At 41.8% G+C, this 16,283-nt stretch carries 17 protein-coding genes and 1 pseudogene; all 18 read left to right on the top strand.

The genetic code is table 11. From position 1 onward, the window contains the following. Nucleotides 1-9: 9 nt before the first annotated feature. The 18 genes and pseudogenes from DWW68_RS07260 (at nucleotide 10) to DWW68_RS07175 (ending at nucleotide 16,257) form a co-directional block, all read left to right on the top strand. Nucleotides 10-357: a helix-turn-helix transcriptional regulator gene (locus DWW68_RS07260; RefSeq protein WP_055306798.1), complete on the top strand. Its 348-nt coding sequence runs from the start codon at nucleotides 10-12 to the stop codon at nucleotides 355-357. Nucleotides 358-371: 14 nt separating this feature from the next. After that, the gene (locus tag DWW68_RS07255; RefSeq protein WP_008395346.1) at nucleotides 372-1,367 is read left to right on the top strand and encodes a DUF5688 family protein; all 996 of its coding nucleotides are present in this window, start codon (nucleotides 372-374) and stop codon (nucleotides 1,365-1,367) included. A 109-nt stretch (nucleotides 1,368-1,476) separates the two neighbouring features. Continuing rightward, on the top strand, nucleotides 1,477-2,016 hold the full coding sequence (locus DWW68_RS07250) for a JAB domain-containing protein (protein WP_004611525.1): 540 nt from the start codon (nucleotides 1,477-1,479) through the stop codon (nucleotides 2,014-2,016). Between the two features lie 4 nt (nucleotides 2,017-2,020). Then, on the top strand, nucleotides 2,021-2,998 hold the full coding sequence (locus DWW68_RS07245) for a DUF3991 and TOPRIM domain-containing protein (RefSeq protein WP_118589273.1): 978 nt from the start codon (nucleotides 2,021-2,023) through the stop codon (nucleotides 2,996-2,998). 393 nt (nucleotides 2,999-3,391) lie between these two features. Further along, a complete protein-coding gene (locus DWW68_RS07235; RefSeq protein WP_077326146.1) occupies nucleotides 3,392-3,913 on the top strand; it encodes a multidrug transporter in 522 nt (173 codons plus the stop codon). A gap of 4 nt (nucleotides 3,914-3,917) precedes the next feature. Continuing rightward, on the top strand, nucleotides 3,918-4,250 hold the full coding sequence (mobC, locus tag DWW68_RS07230; RefSeq protein WP_055262787.1) for a plasmid mobilization relaxosome protein MobC: 333 nt from the start codon (nucleotides 3,918-3,920) through the stop codon (nucleotides 4,248-4,250). A gap of 10 nt (nucleotides 4,251-4,260) precedes the next feature. After that, nucleotides 4,261-5,679, top strand: coding sequence for a relaxase/mobilization nuclease domain-containing protein (locus tag DWW68_RS07225; protein WP_077327771.1), 1,419 nt, complete (start codon nucleotides 4,261-4,263; stop codon nucleotides 5,677-5,679). A 30-nt stretch (nucleotides 5,680-5,709) separates the two neighbouring features. Next, entirely contained in the window at nucleotides 5,710-6,894 is a 1,185-nt protein-coding gene (locus DWW68_RS07220) for a hypothetical protein (protein ID WP_077326144.1), read from the top strand. Nucleotides 6,895-6,903: 9 nt separating this feature from the next. Beyond that, nucleotides 6,904-7,308, top strand: coding sequence for a hypothetical protein (locus DWW68_RS07215; protein WP_077326142.1), 405 nt, complete (start codon nucleotides 6,904-6,906; stop codon nucleotides 7,306-7,308). Further along, nucleotides 7,308-8,426, top strand: coding sequence for a PcfB family protein (locus DWW68_RS07210; protein ID WP_004611534.1), 1,119 nt, complete (start codon nucleotides 7,308-7,310; stop codon nucleotides 8,424-8,426). The genes DWW68_RS07215 and DWW68_RS07210 overlap by 1 nt, the downstream gene beginning before the upstream one ends. Nucleotides 8,427-8,432: 6 nt before the next feature. Further along, entirely contained in the window at nucleotides 8,433-10,628 is a 2,196-nt protein-coding gene (locus DWW68_RS07205) for a VirD4-like conjugal transfer protein, CD1115 family (RefSeq protein WP_118589274.1), read from the top strand. A 48-nt stretch (nucleotides 10,629-10,676) separates the two neighbouring features. Then, nucleotides 10,677-10,943: pseudogene (locus DWW68_RS13730) on the top strand (helix-turn-helix transcriptional regulator); the annotation flags it as partial. A 27-nt stretch (nucleotides 10,944-10,970) separates the two neighbouring features. Then, entirely contained in the window at nucleotides 10,971-11,291 is a 321-nt protein-coding gene (locus tag DWW68_RS13725; protein ID WP_243053063.1) for a hypothetical protein, read from the top strand. 266 nt (nucleotides 11,292-11,557) lie between these two features. Beyond that, nucleotides 11,558-11,938, top strand: a complete 381-nt coding sequence (locus DWW68_RS07195; RefSeq protein WP_040894197.1) for a hypothetical protein — start codon at nucleotides 11,558-11,560, stop codon at nucleotides 11,936-11,938. A gap of 54 nt (nucleotides 11,939-11,992) precedes the next feature. Beyond that, entirely contained in the window at nucleotides 11,993-12,835 is an 843-nt protein-coding gene (locus DWW68_RS07190; RefSeq protein WP_008120647.1) for a hypothetical protein, read from the top strand. 12 nt (nucleotides 12,836-12,847) lie between these two features. Continuing rightward, complete coding sequence (locus DWW68_RS07185) at nucleotides 12,848-13,258, top strand: DUF4313 domain-containing protein (RefSeq protein ID WP_077326138.1); 411 nt, start codon at nucleotides 12,848-12,850, stop codon at nucleotides 13,256-13,258. A 12-nt stretch (nucleotides 13,259-13,270) separates the two neighbouring features. Continuing rightward, nucleotides 13,271-13,783 (top strand): PrgI family protein, encoded by a 513-nt coding sequence (locus tag DWW68_RS07180; protein ID WP_118589275.1) that lies wholly within the window; start codon nucleotides 13,271-13,273, stop codon nucleotides 13,781-13,783. Nucleotides 13,784-13,875: 92 nt separating this feature from the next. Beyond that, nucleotides 13,876-16,257 (top strand): VirB4-like conjugal transfer ATPase, CD1110 family, encoded by a 2,382-nt coding sequence (locus tag DWW68_RS07175; protein ID WP_118589276.1) that lies wholly within the window; start codon nucleotides 13,876-13,878, stop codon nucleotides 16,255-16,257. The last annotated feature ends 26 nt before the right edge of the window (nucleotides 16,258-16,283 follow it).

Below are 16,283 nucleotides of genomic sequence, written 5' to 3'. Positions count from 1 at the left end.
GGACAAACAGTGGTAGGAGAAAGAATCAGATATTACAGAAAACGACAAAAAATGACACTCAGGGAACTGGGCGAGAAAAGTGGTTTTGAAAATAGAGGTGATGTAAGAATTGCCCAATACGAAAATGGTTCAAGAGTTCCAAGGACGGGAACGTTGAACAGGATTGCAAAGGCACTTGGCATTCCGCCGGAAGAATTATTCTGTGAGGACTGTAGAAAGTGCATGTTTCTCAAGAATTATTACAGAAAGAAAAGAAAATCTCATACCACTTTTGATATGGGAATCGAAGAAGACAACAGTTACAGAGAACACAAAAATCCCGAGGATGAAGGGATTTTGTATGACAATTTAGATTAAGGAGGAACCGTAATATGATGAATTATGAGATTTTTAAGGAAGTAGTAAAAGAAAAGTTTATGGATTATATGCCTGAGAAGTTCAAAGGAATGGAGCTTGTGGCAGAGCCAGTGGAAAAGGTGAATGTGACTCTTGATGGCATCATCTTAAGAGAAGAAGGCAGGAACATTTCGCCTACGATTTATATCAATGACATGTATAAGAAGTATCAGGACTGTGGTGATCTTGAGGAAACACTTATGGCTGCATGTGACTTTATGGAAAGGGCATATGAGCAGGTTCCGGTTGTTGATGTGGACAGCATTATGAAGGATGCTAACGAGAAGATTGTATTCCAGCTCATCAATACAGAGCAGAATAAGACATTTTTGGAACAGGTGCCGCACAGGGAGTTCCAGGATCTTTCTATTGTGTATAAGGTAATAATCAGTGCAGATAAGGATGCGGTGCAGAGTTCAAAAATTACAAATGAATTTGCAAAAAGACTTGGAATGAGCGAGGAACAGCTCTTTAAGTGTGCAGCGGAAAACACAAGAAGACTCTTCCCACCTGTCGTTCGTAGCATGAATGACATTATGAAAGAAATGTTCGCAAGGGATGGGATGCCACAGGAGATCGCAGAGATGATGATAGCTGAGATTCCACCGGAGCAGACGATGTGGGTGATTTCCAATGAAAAGGGTATCAATGGTGCAGCATCCATGCTTTATGAGAATGAGCTTCATGAGCTGGCAGAGAGTTTAGAGAGTGACCTTTATATTCTCCCTTCGAGCGTGCATGAGGTTATTGCAGTATCTTCAGATATGGGAAGCCCTGAGATGCTTGCACAGATGGTAGTCGAGGTAAATATGCAGGAGGTGTCTTTGGACGAGAGACTTTCCAATCAGGTATATCACTATGATAAGGATTTAAGAAAACTCACACTTGCAACTGATACACCTAACAAGAGACTTGATGGTATCGTTGCAGAACCTCCCCTTGTATATGATGCGAAGGAAAAGTCCAGATAGGAGGCAGTTATGGAGCAGGAACTTACAATGGAAGAACTCATTGCTCTCATAAACAGCCAGAAAGGTGACTTTGTTATCCGTGTCGAGTTTGGAGAGGAGGCGGTGTCTGATGCCAAAGAAGAATGACTTCAAGCTTGATGTGGTTTCGGTAAGACTTGTAAAGGATGCTCCGATTTATTCGGAGCACACCTTTAACAATCCGGCGGATATAGCTGCTGTCATGGGAGACTGTATGTGCCAGTTTGACAGGGAAGTAGTGTGTGTGGTCAATCTAAGGTCAGATTTAAAACCTATCAATGTGCATTTTGCAAGTGTTGGTTCTTTAAATGAGGCAATGGCACATCCGAGAGAGCTGTTTAAATCAAGTATCTTAAGCAATGCTGCAAGCATGATGTTAATCCATTGTCATCCATCCGGAAATGTATTCCCAAGCAAGGCAGACACGATGATGACAGACCGCATGAACAAGCTGTGTGAACTGATGGGAATACCGCTCATTGACCATATCATAGTCGGTGGAGACAATCGTGAATTTTTCAGTTTCAGGGAAAAAGGCATGATTGATAATCCTAAGATTACCCTGAGCACAGATTACCGGACACTTGATATCAAGTCACCGCTTGTAGCAGAGCAGGGAAAGGCAAGGTGAAAGCATGGATGGAAGATTTACGGATGAAGAGCTTGCCATAGCAAAGAGTGTTGACCTGTGTGCAGTTGCAGAAAGCCTTGGGTATACGGTAAAGAGGATTGGCAAATACCACACTTTAAAGGAGATGGATTCCATCCGTATCTATAACAGAAGCCATTGGTACAGATGGTCAAGGCAGTTTGACAAAGGCAACAATGGCGGCTCACAGATAGATTTCTTACGGGTATTTTGTAGAATGAGTGTAAAAGAGGCTGTGTTCTGGCTTTTAGATTTCGCAGGATACAGAAGAATTGAGAAGCCTGTAAAGCAGCCTCTTGTTCATCAGGTATCGCAGAAGCAGGCAGAGGAGAGAAAGCCGTTTGTCCTACCGGAACCGGCAGGAGATAATTCCTATCTTATTTCATATCTGAATCAGGAGAGAGGAATCAGCAGAGCAGTCATAGATCTTTTTTTAAAAGACGGACTGATTTATGAGAGCAGGCATTACCACAATGTTGTTTTCAAGGGAAATGATAAAAATGGAGTGACAAGATTTGCAAGTATGAGGGGCGTGTTTGATAAGCAGGGCAAGCCATTCAAGTGTGATGTCACAGGCAATGATAAAAACTATGGATTTAATGTAGTAAATGTTAACAGTACAGAGCTTGTAGTATTTGAGGCTGCAATCGACCTTATGAGTTATGTGGATATCTTCACGGATTATGAATCAAATAAGCTGGCACTTGGGATGCTTGCAGATGCACCACTTGAGACTTTTCTTCGGGAACATCCGCAGATTACTTCCATCCGGTTCTGCCTTGATAGAGATGAGCCGGGGAGAAAAGCAGCAGCTGAACTTATGAGAAAGTATTATGAGCTTGGATATGAGGTAGAAGACTGTCCGCCTCCAGCCGGATATAAGGATTACAACGAGTGGCTTGTGGCGGCAAAGCTTAATCTGAACAGGATGAATAAGCGAGCAGATGAACCAGTCAGGGCATGAGAAACCGGATTTTGATGTGTGGGGGCAGAAAGCGCCCCCAAAACAGCAAAGTGGGGGCAGAAAGTGCCCCCAAAATGTCAAAGTGGGGGCAAAAAGCGCCCCCGCAATTCGGACACGATAAAAACCGGATTGAATTCAGTATAAAAGTGGGGGCAGAAAGCGCCCCCAAAATAACAAAGTGGGGGCAGAAAGCGCCCCCAAAGTAGCAAAGTGGGGGCAAAAAGCGCCCCCACTTCCATAAACAGAGGGTTTTAGGGAGATTTTCTCCCTAACTAGATGGCATTAGGACAGAGATGTCTCTAATGCGTATCTAGCCGTAAACCTAAGAGATTCAGACAGGCGTGTGGGTGGAAGAGATATACAAAACACGGATAAGGGAGGTGCAGGAAAGCAATGGATAAAGAACTTACAATAATCGCAGAACCAGAGGAACTTATTGCTTGGGCAGACACATTTGATATCTTACTAAACCCTTCGATAGAAGATGCTGCAATTCTGCTTAACTATATGGAAGGACATGATTATGCCATTGGCATAGATTCAGATGGGAAGATGTACAGGCAGGATATTGCTGAAGAGAATGGCGAGATAGAACCATATTTGATTGATGATGTTATAGATATTGTCTGTGAATGGAACTATGAACTGATACTTGATGCGGAAGCACACAGGAGTGATCCAAAGGATTTTAACGACTATAACGAGTATCAGAGCAAGTATGAAAGTCTGAAAGCAGATGAAAAGAGACTGGACAGATTGTTTGATAAAACCAGTTATGGTAAGGAACTTATAGAAGTTGCTACAGAGCTTGCAGACAGGGTTATTGCCCAGCTGGGTAATAAAGAACTGGAAAAAGCTGCTGTAACAGTAGCAGAAGGAGTAAGAGAATACAGTACGGGTAAGAGAGGAAGGTGATTCTATGGCTGATAAAGTTCATTGTATAAGGAAAACACTAAGACTTATGCCACAGGAAGCGAAGGTACTTTCTGATAAGGCAAAGGCAAATGGAATGAATGAAGCCGAATATATCAGGCTTCTAATCAGTCAGAAACCAAATGACTATCCGGAAGTAAGGAAACTTCTTAAAGAGCTTATCAATGAGATAAACCGAATCGGCATTAACATCAATCAGATTGTATTTAACAGCAATGCACAGCTGTATTCCAAGAAAGATAAGGAACAGCTTGTGGCATATATGAAAAAGCTGAATCAGTCTGTCAGCGAGGCGGTGGTAAAGATTGGCAATCAGTAAGATACTTCATATGAAGGACAGCGGGAATTCTTTTCATGCAAGGCATTTGAAACGGGCACTGGATTATGTGATGAATCCTGAGAAAACGCAGGGAGGAAGACTTGTGGGAGCTATAAACTGCCAGGCAGATATGGCTTTTGAACAGATGATGGATACAAAGAAGCAGTTTGGAAAAACAGACAAGCGACAGGGGTATCACATCATTCTTTCTTTCAAAGAGGATGAGGTGGAACCGGATAGGGCTTTTGAGATAACACAGAAGTTTGTAGCAGAATATCTTGGTGATGCCTATGAAGCGGTATTTGTGGTTCATGATAATACAGACCATGTTCATTCACACATTGTATTTAACAGTGTAAGCTTTGTGGATGGGAAAAAGTATCGCTACGAGAAAGGTGACTGGGCAAAGTATATCCAGCCAATTACCAATAAGCTGTGTCAGGAGTATGGTCTTTCCATTATAGATGTGGAGGATGGCAGCAAAGAGAAACAGCACGAGAATTATAAGGATTGGAGCGAATATCGTGAAGGCAGCTTTGTGTGGGCAGATATGATAAAAAGAGATTTTGATGCCTGCATTTTACAGGCAAATGATTTTAGTGGATTTCTGGAGCTGCTGTCGGAAAAAGGATATGAGGTCAAGCAGGGAAAGTATCTGGCAGTCAGACCACAGGGGATGACAAGATTCAGAAGATGTAAGACTCTTGGCGAGAATTATTCACAGGAAGCTATTGTGGAGCGTATTGCGAAGGAAGATTTATCCTTTTACCAGTCACAGAATGAGGAAAGGCAGGCAGCGATAGTAAAGTGCTATGTCAAAAGATACCGCAGGGCGAAGATGTCAGGCTTGCAGAAAAGATATTATGCAAAGCTTTACCGGATTGGAAAGCTGAAAAAGAAGCCATATAGTCAGGTATGGAAGTATAAGGATGATATCCGAAAGATGCATAAGCTGCAGGAGCAGTATCTATTTCTGGTAAGGCATAAGATTGAGAGTGCGGAAGAACTTGTATCGGTACTTGATAATCTGACGGATAAGAAAAAAGAAGCATCAAAGGAAAAGAGTAAGACCTATAAGGCTAAGGAGAGATTCAAAGATATTTTTGACAAGGCTGAACAGATCCGGGGGCTTGATGATGCGGAATCGTGTTATCAGAGTGGGGATACCTTTTTTGAAGATGAGCACAATGCATGGGAAAGGCTTAACACTGAGCTTCTGGCACAGGGATACAGTGTGGAAGAGGTCGAGAGTCTTAGAAAAAAATATGAGAGCAAGTATGCACAGGACTGTAAGGCAGAACGGGCGGTATCAAAGGAACTTAATCTTGGAAGATCAATATGGAAGGAACTTACGGTATCAGCTTCGGCAGAAGAGAAGCAGTATGACAAAGAAACAATAAGAGACAGAAAAGAACAGCCGGTACGTTAGGCTGTTTTTTTTAGTGGTTAGGAGGCATATATGGAAGAAAAAAGAGAGCCATTAAGTGAAATGGCGATTGAGAGAAAGATACAGATTCTTCGTAATAAGCATATGGACAGTGAGGTTATTGCTCTTGTCAAAAGCGATTATGAATATGGACTGACTGATGATGAAATCGGTCTGTATCTTAACAAAAGTTATGACATTGAGCAGATGAAGGTGTTATCAAAATGCCTGCATAAGGGTGTATCAGAAGAGTTGTTAACGCTGCTGAAAGATAGCAGGATGGCAGCACCTAAGATGCAGACAGCATTGGATTACTATGAAAAAGGTGTGCCGATTGATGCAATCAGAGAGGTAGTCCAAAAAGATGATACAGCAGTAAACATGCGCAGGATGTTTGATGTGGTATTAGAAAAGCTTAATAAAGCCAAAGAGCAGATGCCACAGGATTTAGAGTATGTGAAAAGTCTTGTAGCTCAGATGGATGAAGTGGTTGCAAAGATCAATCATCAGAATGAAAGGTATGATGCCCTGAATAAGAAGCTTTCTGAAATAGAAACTTCCAAAGATGACGAGGAAGTCAGGGAGCGTCTGGTCAAGGAGAACCAGGATAAGGACGCTCTTATCAACAGTCAGCAGAATGAACTGAATAAGGCAAGCAGTACAATTGCAAGACTTAGGGATGATATTGAGAAAAAGGATAAGGAGATGAAGCGTATGGGAGACAGAATAGAGTCATTGGAAGATAAGATCATAAGTGTTGCCACAGAGAATAAGAAAGAGGCAGAAAGTAAGGCAGAGCCGCAGGAAAGCCAGTCCGTATCACAGGCAGATAAAAAGATGGTTGATACAGTTGCAGTTCCTCAGAATATGCAGGCTGTGGCAAATGGAATTCCGGTCTATTATCAGATTCCGGTAGTTGATGGTACTGGAAATGTGGTGCAGAGACTTCCGATTGAGCGAAGTGTGAGAAAGAGCAGCAACAGCGGAGTGGCAAGTCTTTTTGCAAGACTGTCATTTAAGAAAAAGTCAAGAGCAGACATTGTAAAGCTGGTTGCATCGGGAGACCTTGTTCCGGCGCAGCTTGTGCAGATTAAGAGTGCAATAGAAAAGGGACTTACTGAGTCACAGCTTGTAGAGCTTATAAACAACAACATTTCAGCGGAAAAGATGAAGGAGATCATTGAGATTGCTGTGCTTGAAAACAGCATGGCAGATTAGGAGGAACTTATGAATTTAGCAGTAGTAAATGAAGCAGTAACAGAGATGAATGGTGTGGAGCATCAATTTACAGAGGAAGAGAAAAACTTTGTTGTCCAGTTCGCATTCAGAAGCGGCAGCAAGGAAGACACGATTTCTCTTATTGAAGCTTTGGCACATTCAGCGGATAAGGCTGAGTCGGACGAGATTATGGTCACATACAGGTCTAAATATGATATGAAGCCTGCATGGGTGGAACAGGTGGAAAACCTGCTTGTGGCACTTGAAATGTATCGTATCGAGGAGGAGAAAGCAATCAATCATCTGGCAGATATTTTGACTACTTATGGTATTGATGTATCAGCCGAGGAAATCCGTACTACAGAGACAGAAACGCTTAAAACAACAGTTAGAGAGAAAGTGGAGGTGCGATAATGGCAGAAGAGATTCAGGAAGCGGTGCAGATCATCCGTGTAGCTTATGATGGCATTGAGATTGCCATGAAGGTAGGAAGCGGCGGCATTGCTGCCATGCAGAAGGCAATAGATTTCTTAAAAGGGATGCTTGATTATGAAAAGTCACTTGGCAAGACATCCATGAGAAAGCTGATCTTAAAAGGTGGCGATTTACAGGTGTTACAGTTTAATACCGAAGATATGAAAAAGGTTGAAAAGATGGCAAAGAAGTATGGAATCCTGTATTCGGTACTTCCAGACTGTAACAGGAAAGATGGACTGAGTGAGGTAATCTTTCATACAGAGGCAGTTCCCCGTGTGAATATGATGATACAGAAGCTCAAGTTTGGTAAGATTGCCACATTTGACGATTATCTGAAGAATGGAGATGAAAAATCCCTTGGCAAGCTGATGGATTTTTTGAAGAAACAGCAGGGAAACGAGAAAAGCCACACGATAGAAGGGGATAGGGTTAATACCGCTATTGACGGACTGATCGAAAAGGTCGGAATGTTTGCAATGGAAAAGAAAGCTATCAGTGTGGATCAGGTCAAGGAGAATTTCAGTATCAATGGTGAGCAGGCTGAAAGTGTTATCAAACAGCTAGAGACAATCGGTGTGCTTGGAAAGAAAAATGAGGATGGCACCCATACAGTCATGATGGACAAGGATGCATTTATCAATCGTGTTAGAGGCTATCAGGACCTTGCTGAGAGAATGAGGGCAGTTGCAGCATCAAAGAATGCGAACTTATCAGATGTGACTATCAGCAAGAAGCTGATTATCGAAGAGAATGACCATGCTGTTAAGACCAGAGTTCCCGGCACATGGGGAGAAGAGGCAAGATATGTATGGCTCCGTAAGGAAAACATCATGGAGATTCATGGTGGAAAGACAATGCTTACTTTCCTTGATTCCACCAAGGATTATAAGCTTTACGATGAGCAGAATCGTGTGGTGACAACCCAGAAAGGAACCGAGCTTTATACTCACTACGACAAGGTGGAGTCATCTGTCAGGGAGCGTTACGAGAAAGTACAGAAGCAGCAGAAAAAGACCACACAGAAGAAAACTGTTACCACGAAGAAAGCGAGGTAGCAGCCTATGCAGACAACAAAGAAAAAGCCGTCACTGATATTCATCCTTGTGGGTGCAGTGTTAGCCGGGTATCTTGGTTATCTGATAAATGGTGCGTGGGCAGAAGGGATTGCCTTTAATGAATTTATGGACAGATTCAATGAAGTATGTGCTGTTCCCTTTGCCAACTATTACAATTCCAATACAGTAAAAGCAGTAGCCATTGCATTAGGTATCTATGCGATGGCTATTGTCATGTATTACACCAGTCAGAGAAACTATATGCCCGGTAAGGAATTTGGTACGGCAAGATTTGAAAATCCGAAGCAGGTCAACAAGATACTTGCAGATAAGGATGAGAATTTCAACCGGATACTCAGCCAAAATGTGAAGATGTCGCTGGATTTTAGGAGACTCAAGCTCAATGGAAATATACTTATCTGTGGTGGTTCCGGAGCAGGAAAAACATTTTATGAAGTAAAGCCGAATCTGATGCAGATGCCACATAACTGTTCTTTTATCTGTACTGATCCAAAAGGTGAGATTCTTAGAAGTTGCGGGCAGATGTTAAAGAATAACGGATACAATGTGAAGGTCATCAATCTGCTTGAGATGGATAAGTCGGACTGCTATAATCCGTTTTCCTATATCAGAGAGGAAACAGATGTTGTAAAGCTGATTACCAATCTTATCAGTAATACCACACCAAAGGGTTCCACTCCAAGTGATCCATTCTGGGAGAAAGCAGAAGGATTATTTTTACAGTCAATCTTTTATTATGTGTGGCTTGAAGTACAGCCGGCAAAGAGAAACTTTGAGACAGTACTGAAGCTTCTTGGAGAAGCAGAAGTGACAGAGCAGGGAAAGGCGTCGAAACTGGATGTGCGAATGAAGTTCTTAGAGGAGAGTTCCCCACTCGGAGCTAATCATCCGGCAGTAAAGCAGTACAACAAATGTATGCGAGGTGCAGGAGATACCGTCCGTTCCATTATCATCAGTGCCAACTCAAGACTTGCATTTCTTGAAAATAAGCAGGTTTTACGATTACTCTCCAAAGATGAGCTTAATCTGTCCGATATCGGTATTGGTGTAAACGGAGATGGGGAGACAAAGACAGCACTCTTTTGTGTAATCCCGGATAGTGACAAATCCTATAACTTTATTATCGGTATGTTATACACGCAGATATTTCAGGAATTGTACTATCAGGCAGACTTTAATTGTGGTGGAAGGCTGCCAATCCATGTGACATTTATGTTAGATGAATTTGCGAATGTCGCATTGCCAGATGACTTCTGTTCACTGTTATCGACAATGCGAAGCCGTGAGATTTCAAGTATTATCATTATTCAGAACTTTGCCCAGTTAAAAGCACTTTTTAAAGATACCTGGGAGACAATTCCCGGCAACTGCGATACGTTCATCTATCTCGGTGGAAACGAGCAGAGTACGCATAAGTATGTGTCAGAGCTGCTTGGAAAAGGTACGATTGATAAGAAGTCAAGTGGAGAAACAAAGGGCAGACAGGGAAGCTCTTCAAGAAACTATGATGTATTAGGCAGAGAATTGTTTACACCCGATGAAGTCAGAAAGCTGGATAATAAGAAATGTATTATCTTTATCCGTGGTTTTGATCCTATCATGGACAATAAGTTCATACCGTTCAATCATTCGATGTTTAACCAGACAGCAGATGGCAAGGGAGAGCCTTATGTTCATCAGATAAGAGGAGCAGATAATCTTATCGGTCCGCCATTTGAGATTCTTTCAGACAAGGCAGTTAAGTATTATGAAAAGCTGAGGGATAAGGGCGAGAATGTGTATATAGATTCTCTTACCTATGAGCAGTTTATGATGCTTGGTGATGCGGAGTTAAGCAGAAGATTCTCCATGCAGGATGAGGCAGAGCAGAAAGCAAAGATTGACAGGGAGCAGGCAAATGAGCTTGAGTATGTCGATGAGTCACAGAAGTCTGATACTACAGAATGTGCTAACTCTTCTAATGGAAGTGCTGGTACTAAGCCTGTAAGGAATCCTGAGAGGGAAAAGCCTAAGTGGGAGGATACAATCACAAACCGAATGCTGCACTGGGCATATACACCGGAGCAGAAAGAGGAAGTGAAGAAGGCACTTGCGGCAGGAGTTCCGAAGGCAACGATTCTTACTTACTTTTATCCGGAGGTTACTGTGGAGAAGATGAGTTCATATCGAAAGAAGCAGTAATGTTTTTAGATATATTACAGAGTATATGATATAATTTGCTCACATAGTATGCTTCAGCTTATTGGACTACTAACATGTGAGCAGTTACAAAAGACAGAAATTATTTTATATTGGAGGTACAGGATGAATACGGAAAAGACTTTTGCAGATAGATTAAAAGAGTTGCGTAATATACGAAACTATACACAGGAAGAGCTGGGTAAGATAACAAATATATCTGTTCAGAGTATACGACGTTATGAACAAGGTAGACTCAATGAAGAGCCAAGTGCGTATAATCTTTTACAACTAGCAAAGGCACTAGATGTAACACCTGAATACTTATTGATAGGAGATAATAATATGACAAGTTACACGGAGGCAATTAAGAGAGAATTGAAGCAACTTAATGACTATGGACAAATATCTGAAATTAAAGAAACCGAGTTGAATTCCACGATTTTATCACATCTTGAGATGAGTAATGATTTAGTAGATGCTGTAAAGACGGATTGGAATGCAAAAGGCATATTTAAGAGGATAGAGAAAGAGGAAGATAAACAGATTGTGGTAGACAGTTATTGTACAAGACCTTATGTACAGGATGTCATATTACGATATTGCCAGAATAGATCTATATTTAAGACAAAGTTTGCAATAATTGATGGAATGCTTTTAGAATAAAGCAAATTTGAGAGTAAATTAGCACTTTAGCCATATGGTTAAGGTGCTTTTTTTCATACCTTGAAAGGAGATGGTCACAGCAAAAACGCATCGGGGAAAGCCCGATTAACCAGTACAACAGGCATTGCCTGATTATCATAGAGTAACTATCAACAGGACAGAAAGGAATGCATATATTCCGTTCGGAAAGCTAGCCGGATTGGAATATGTGTATTCCTTTCTGGCTTTTTCCGCTTCTGTCACTTCAAAAAAGGAGATTAAACAACATGAGAAAAGAACAGGTTATTTCAACAACAAACAACAATCAGATGGAGGAGAAAGGCATGAAGAGTAGATTCATTCACTTAAAAAAGAGATTCGTTCCGGCATTATCCGGAGCACTTATGGGAGTGATGCTTATGAGCACTACCTGTTTTGCAGCAGGTACAGGTACTTCCGCAGTAACACAGCCGCTTGAGAATTTAAAGACACTTATCATTGCAGTCATTGGTGCGGTTGGTGTCATCATTCTTGCAAAGAATGTTATGGAGTTCGCACAAGCCTACCAGCAGCAGGATTCATCTACCATGAACTCTGCACTGAAAGGAATTGTAGCAGGTGTCATGATGGCTGGTATTTCAACAGTACTGACATTCTTAGGCTTCTAAGATTGGGGAAATGCATTTCCCCTTTTAGTAAAAGGAAAGAGGTGAATAACAAGTATGGATATTTTTAAGCTTGGAGACAAGATCCTTGCACTTCTTGAGGCAGTGTTTGGGTTTTGGAACAATCAGATATCCCTGGTCTTTGCAATGCTTGGACAGTCACCGGTCAGTTTCAAGGGCGGAGGTCCCTGGGCAGTCATTGAGGGGATAGAGCCGGTCTTTGTAGCGGTCGGCTCTTCCCTCGTTGTGCTGTTCTTTGTTATCGGTTTCTGCTCGGAAAGCATAGATGTAAAAGATGAGATGAGGTTTGAATCAATCCTGCGTATGCTTATCCGACTGGGACTTGCAGAATGGTTTGTTGCAAATAATGTCACGATTATGAAAGCATTTTTTACTTCCATAGGAAATCTGGTAGGACTTATATCTGCCGGGACAACGACGCAGCTTGCCATTGACAGTACACAGGCAGATATCATTAAAGGACTCGGATTTGGTGAAAGTCTGGTAATGCTGATACTTACAGCTTTGCTTGCAATCATCATTATTATCTGTGGATTCTTTATCATCTACACAGTGTATTTCAGGTTCTTAAAGATACTGATTATTGTGCCGCTTGGTGCGATTGCATGCTCCACAATGGCAGGAAACAGAATGGTCAGTCATACAATGGCTACCTACTGCAAATATTTTCTTTCGTGTGTATTCGAGGCAGTAACGATGGCACTTGCAATTGTGGTATGTAATGCATTTATCAATGCAGGACTTCCAGCATTTACAGGAAGTTACGCTGACTGGGCACAGACGCTTATTTATTTGTGTGAAATGACATTTACGATAGCAATGACTGTTGGAAGTGTGAAGGGTGCACAGACACTTACAAGCAAGGCATTTGGATTATAGAAGGAGGCAGAAATGGATAATGAAAAGAAACAGGTTACTTATAATTCAAGCATAACCGGAGAAACGCAGGTGACATTTGATATCCAGCAGTATATGAATAACAGGGCAATGTTTATCGGTCTTATGTGTAATGAAGATGGATATGAGGAGCCTTTTGGGGATGTGACTGTGAATTTGCCGGTTGCAGCACCAAATTACTGCGGATATCTGAATGTGAATGACATGCCGGATATTGAAAAGTTTATTACAGATAACGACCTTGGAGAGTTTACAGGATTCACGCAAAGGAGTGGTTTCTGCGAATATCCGCTTTATCTGTTCAATGTAGATAAGCTTAGAGAACTGTGTCCGGATGGAATGGATAAGTATGAGGCGAATATTGGAATGACAAGAAAGCCGGAGACAAAGGATTTATCAAGATAGGAGGCAGGGACAATGGTAATCGAAGTAAACAAGGATATTGACCGCTATCAGGAATCGGTTGCGATGGGACTTACTGCAAGGCAGCTTATATTTTCTATTGCAAGCGTAGTAGTCGGTGGCGGTATCGTCCTTCTTCTTTACAAGTATATCGGTCTTACGGGTTCTGCTTATGTGGCAATTCCCTGTGTGGCACCGATTGCACTTGGCGGATTCTATTCCTTTAACGGGATGAATTTCTACGAGTATATGGGAAAGAAACTGCATTTTATGTTTGGAAACAAGGCACTTACCTATGTATCAACAGAAGGAGAGCCTGCAATAAAGCAGTTAGAAGTAGAGCAGAATGAACAGGTAAAGAAGAAAGGCAGAAAGGCTGAACCGGAGACTGTAACAGCTGATTCGGCTGTAAAGAAGCAGGAGGAGTTTGAAGCAATGAAGAAAAAGACGAGAAACATGCTGCTTGGACTTGTCGCAGTCATTGTGGCGGCAGCAGCAGGCATTGCAGCATATAAGGCAATGCATTAGAAACGAATAGTATCTGACCGCAAGGTCGAGAACACAGCCCGCAGGGTGAAGTTCCCGGCGGGCTTTCATTATAAGAAAGCGAGGTTAGAGACATGGGTTTATTTACAGACGGATTTAAGTTACTGAAAAAGGCGAGTGAGCCTTTGTATAAGACACCTAAATCCATTCAGGAAACCATAGAGATTATGGCGGTGGCTGAAAACGGCATTTTTGAAGTAAGCAAAAATAAGTATTCCAAATGCTACCGCTTTCAGGACATCAATTACACGACAGCAACCGAGGATGAGCAGATCGGTATTTTCGAGAGATACTGCAAGTTCTTAAATTCGCTGGACTGTAATTATAAGATTACGATCAACAATAAGAACAAAAACATGGATGAACTCCGTGACAAGGTTCTGATTGCTGAGAAAAATGATGGTTTCAATAATTACAGAAGAATTTACAATGACATCATTGAAGAGAAGATTATTGAGGGCAGACAGGGGATTGAACAGGAGAGATACCTGACAATCACAATCGAGAGAAAGAATTTTGAGGAGGCAAAGGCACAGTTTGCCACACTGGAAGCTACGATTCACAAGGCTTTCATTGAGCTTGGTGCGGAGATTGTACCACTTAATGGCAATGAGAGACTGAAAGTGCTCTATGACTATTATCATCTTGGAGATGAGGGCAGTTTTGATTTTGATATCAAAAAGGCAAAGAAGGTCGGGGCAGATTTTAGAAATGATCTGTGCAATGGGATGGTGAAATATTTCCCTGACCATTTTGAGGATGAGAGTAAATTCTGCAAGGCACTTTTTATCAAAAAGTATCCGAGCAGTTTGTCAGACAGATTCATCAATGAGATTACTTCCCTTCCGGTTCATTCCATCACGAGCATTGATGTGGTGCCTGTGCCAAAGGATCTGACCACAAAGGTGCTTCAGAAGAAATACCTTGGTATTGAGTCGGATATCATTAAGCAGCAGAGAGTCCGTAATAAGAATAATGACTTCTCTACGGAAATCTCATATGCCAAGAGAACGGAGAAAAAGGAGATTGAGGAAATCATGGATGATGTTCGTGAGAATGACCAGTGCCTTTTCTTCGTGGGAGTAACTATTATTCTTATGGCAGAAAGCAAGAAGGAGCTTGAGAGTGTATGTGAGACTGTGGAGACTATCGGAAAGCGTAACAGCTGCACGATTGATACACACTACTTAAAGCAGAGGGAAGCTCTCAACACAGCACTTCCGATTGGTGTAAGACAGGTGGAGACAATGCGTACCCTCCTTACCCAGTCACTTGCTGTACTTATGCCATTTAATGTGCAGGAGCTTAATGATAGCACAGGCAATTACTATGGTATCAACCAGATCAGCAAGAATGTGAATATCGGCAACAGAAAGAAGCTCATTAACGGAAATGGCTTCGTTTTTGGAGTGCCGGGTTCCGGTAAATCCTTCTTCTGCAAGATGGAGATGGGCAGCGTATTCTTGTCGGGAGATGATGAGATAATCGTCATAGATCCAATGAACGAATACTTTGATATTGCTGAGACCTATGGTGGAACAGTGGTAAATATGTCCACTTACACGGATAACTATGTGAATCCGCTGGAGATGGATGTATGGAGCCTTGATCCGAATGATTCAAAGGGAATGGTTAGAGAAAAAGGCGAGTTCATGCTTGGTCTTTGTGAGCAGTGCATCGGTGACAGCTTAAATTCGAGACAGAAGTCAATCATCGACCGCTGTGTGAGAAAACTGTATATCGACATTGCAAGGAGCAAAGAGAAGTATATCCCAGTAATGAGTGACTTTTACGATATTCTTATGGCACAGCCGGAGGATGAGGCAAAGGACATTGCATTATCATTGGAGCTTTTTGTAAATGGTTCACTAAATATCTTCAATCACCAGACAAATGTGGATGTGGATAACAGATTCACAGTCTATGGCATCAGGGACTTAGGTACAGAACTTAGTCCTATCACAATGCTTGTTATGATGGAGTCTATTCAGAACAGGATTGTTGAGAATGGTAAGAGAGGCAAGGCAACATGGCTCTATATTGATGAGTTCCATGTCCTGCTTAATTCCGAGTATTCTGCAAAATACCTGCAGCAGCTCTGGAAGAAAGTAAGAAAGCAGGGAGGTCTTTGTACCGGTATCACGCAGAATGTCATCGATCTGTTGCAGAATTACACAGCAACCACAATGCTTGCAAACTCAGAGTTTGTGGCACTTTTAAAGCAGGCTAATACGGATAGTTCCAAGATGGCAGAGGTTATCGGAGTATCAGAAGCACAGCTTAGATTCGTAACCAATACTGCATCGGGAATGGGACTTATCAAGTGTGGTTCAGTGGTGATTCCTTTTGATAATCAGATAAGTAAGGATACAGACCTTTACAGGCTGTATAACACCAATATTCACGAGAAGATTGCAGAACAGAAGAAACGTGAAATGCAGAATAATGTCGAATAAAGTTGATAGAGGTCGCAATTTGCGAC

It is taken from the genome of Eubacterium sp. AF16-48, assembly GCF_003479405.1.
GTDB classification, from domain to species: Bacteria; Bacillota; Clostridia; order Lachnospirales; family Lachnospiraceae; genus Eubacterium_G; species Eubacterium_G segne.
Note: the sequence above shows the minus strand (reverse complement) of the source record. Positions and strands in the feature narration are given on the sequence as shown.

Bases quoted from the DNA above. Each gene is read 5' to 3' on its own strand.
- DWW68_RS07195 (WP_040894197.1), top strand. From the start codon at position 11,558: ATGAGAAAAGAACAGGTTATTTCAACAACAAACAACAATCAGATGGAG.
- DWW68_RS07255 (WP_008395346.1), top strand. From the start codon at position 372: ATGATGAATTATGAGATTTTTAAGGAAGTAGTAAAAGAAAAGTTTATG.
- DWW68_RS07175 (WP_118589276.1), top strand. From the start codon at position 13,876: ATGGGTTTATTTACAGACGGATTTAAGTTACTGAAAAAGGCGAGTGAG.
- DWW68_RS13725 (WP_243053063.1), top strand. From the start codon at position 10,971: ATGACAAGTTACACGGAGGCAATTAAGAGAGAATTGAAGCAACTTAAT.
- DWW68_RS07235 (WP_077326146.1), top strand. From the start codon at position 3,392: ATGGATAAAGAACTTACAATAATCGCAGAACCAGAGGAACTTATTGCT.
- DWW68_RS07215 (WP_077326142.1), top strand. From the start codon at position 6,904: ATGAATTTAGCAGTAGTAAATGAAGCAGTAACAGAGATGAATGGTGTG.
- DWW68_RS07220 (WP_077326144.1), top strand. From the start codon at position 5,710: ATGGAAGAAAAAAGAGAGCCATTAAGTGAAATGGCGATTGAGAGAAAG.
- DWW68_RS07190 (WP_008120647.1), top strand. From the start codon at position 11,993: ATGGATATTTTTAAGCTTGGAGACAAGATCCTTGCACTTCTTGAGGCA.
- DWW68_RS07185 (WP_077326138.1), top strand. From the start codon at position 12,848: ATGGATAATGAAAAGAAACAGGTTACTTATAATTCAAGCATAACCGGA.
- mobC (WP_055262787.1), top strand. From the start codon at position 3,918: ATGGCTGATAAAGTTCATTGTATAAGGAAAACACTAAGACTTATGCCA.
- DWW68_RS07210 (WP_004611534.1), top strand. From the start codon at position 7,308: ATGGCAGAAGAGATTCAGGAAGCGGTGCAGATCATCCGTGTAGCTTAT.
- DWW68_RS07250 (WP_004611525.1), top strand. From the start codon at position 1,477: ATGCCAAAGAAGAATGACTTCAAGCTTGATGTGGTTTCGGTAAGACTT.
- DWW68_RS07180 (WP_118589275.1), top strand. From the start codon at position 13,271: ATGGTAATCGAAGTAAACAAGGATATTGACCGCTATCAGGAATCGGTT.
- DWW68_RS07225 (WP_077327771.1), top strand. From the start codon at position 4,261: ATGAAGGACAGCGGGAATTCTTTTCATGCAAGGCATTTGAAACGGGCA.
- DWW68_RS07245 (WP_118589273.1), top strand. From the start codon at position 2,021: ATGGATGGAAGATTTACGGATGAAGAGCTTGCCATAGCAAAGAGTGTT.
- DWW68_RS07205 (WP_118589274.1), top strand. From the start codon at position 8,433: ATGCAGACAACAAAGAAAAAGCCGTCACTGATATTCATCCTTGTGGGT.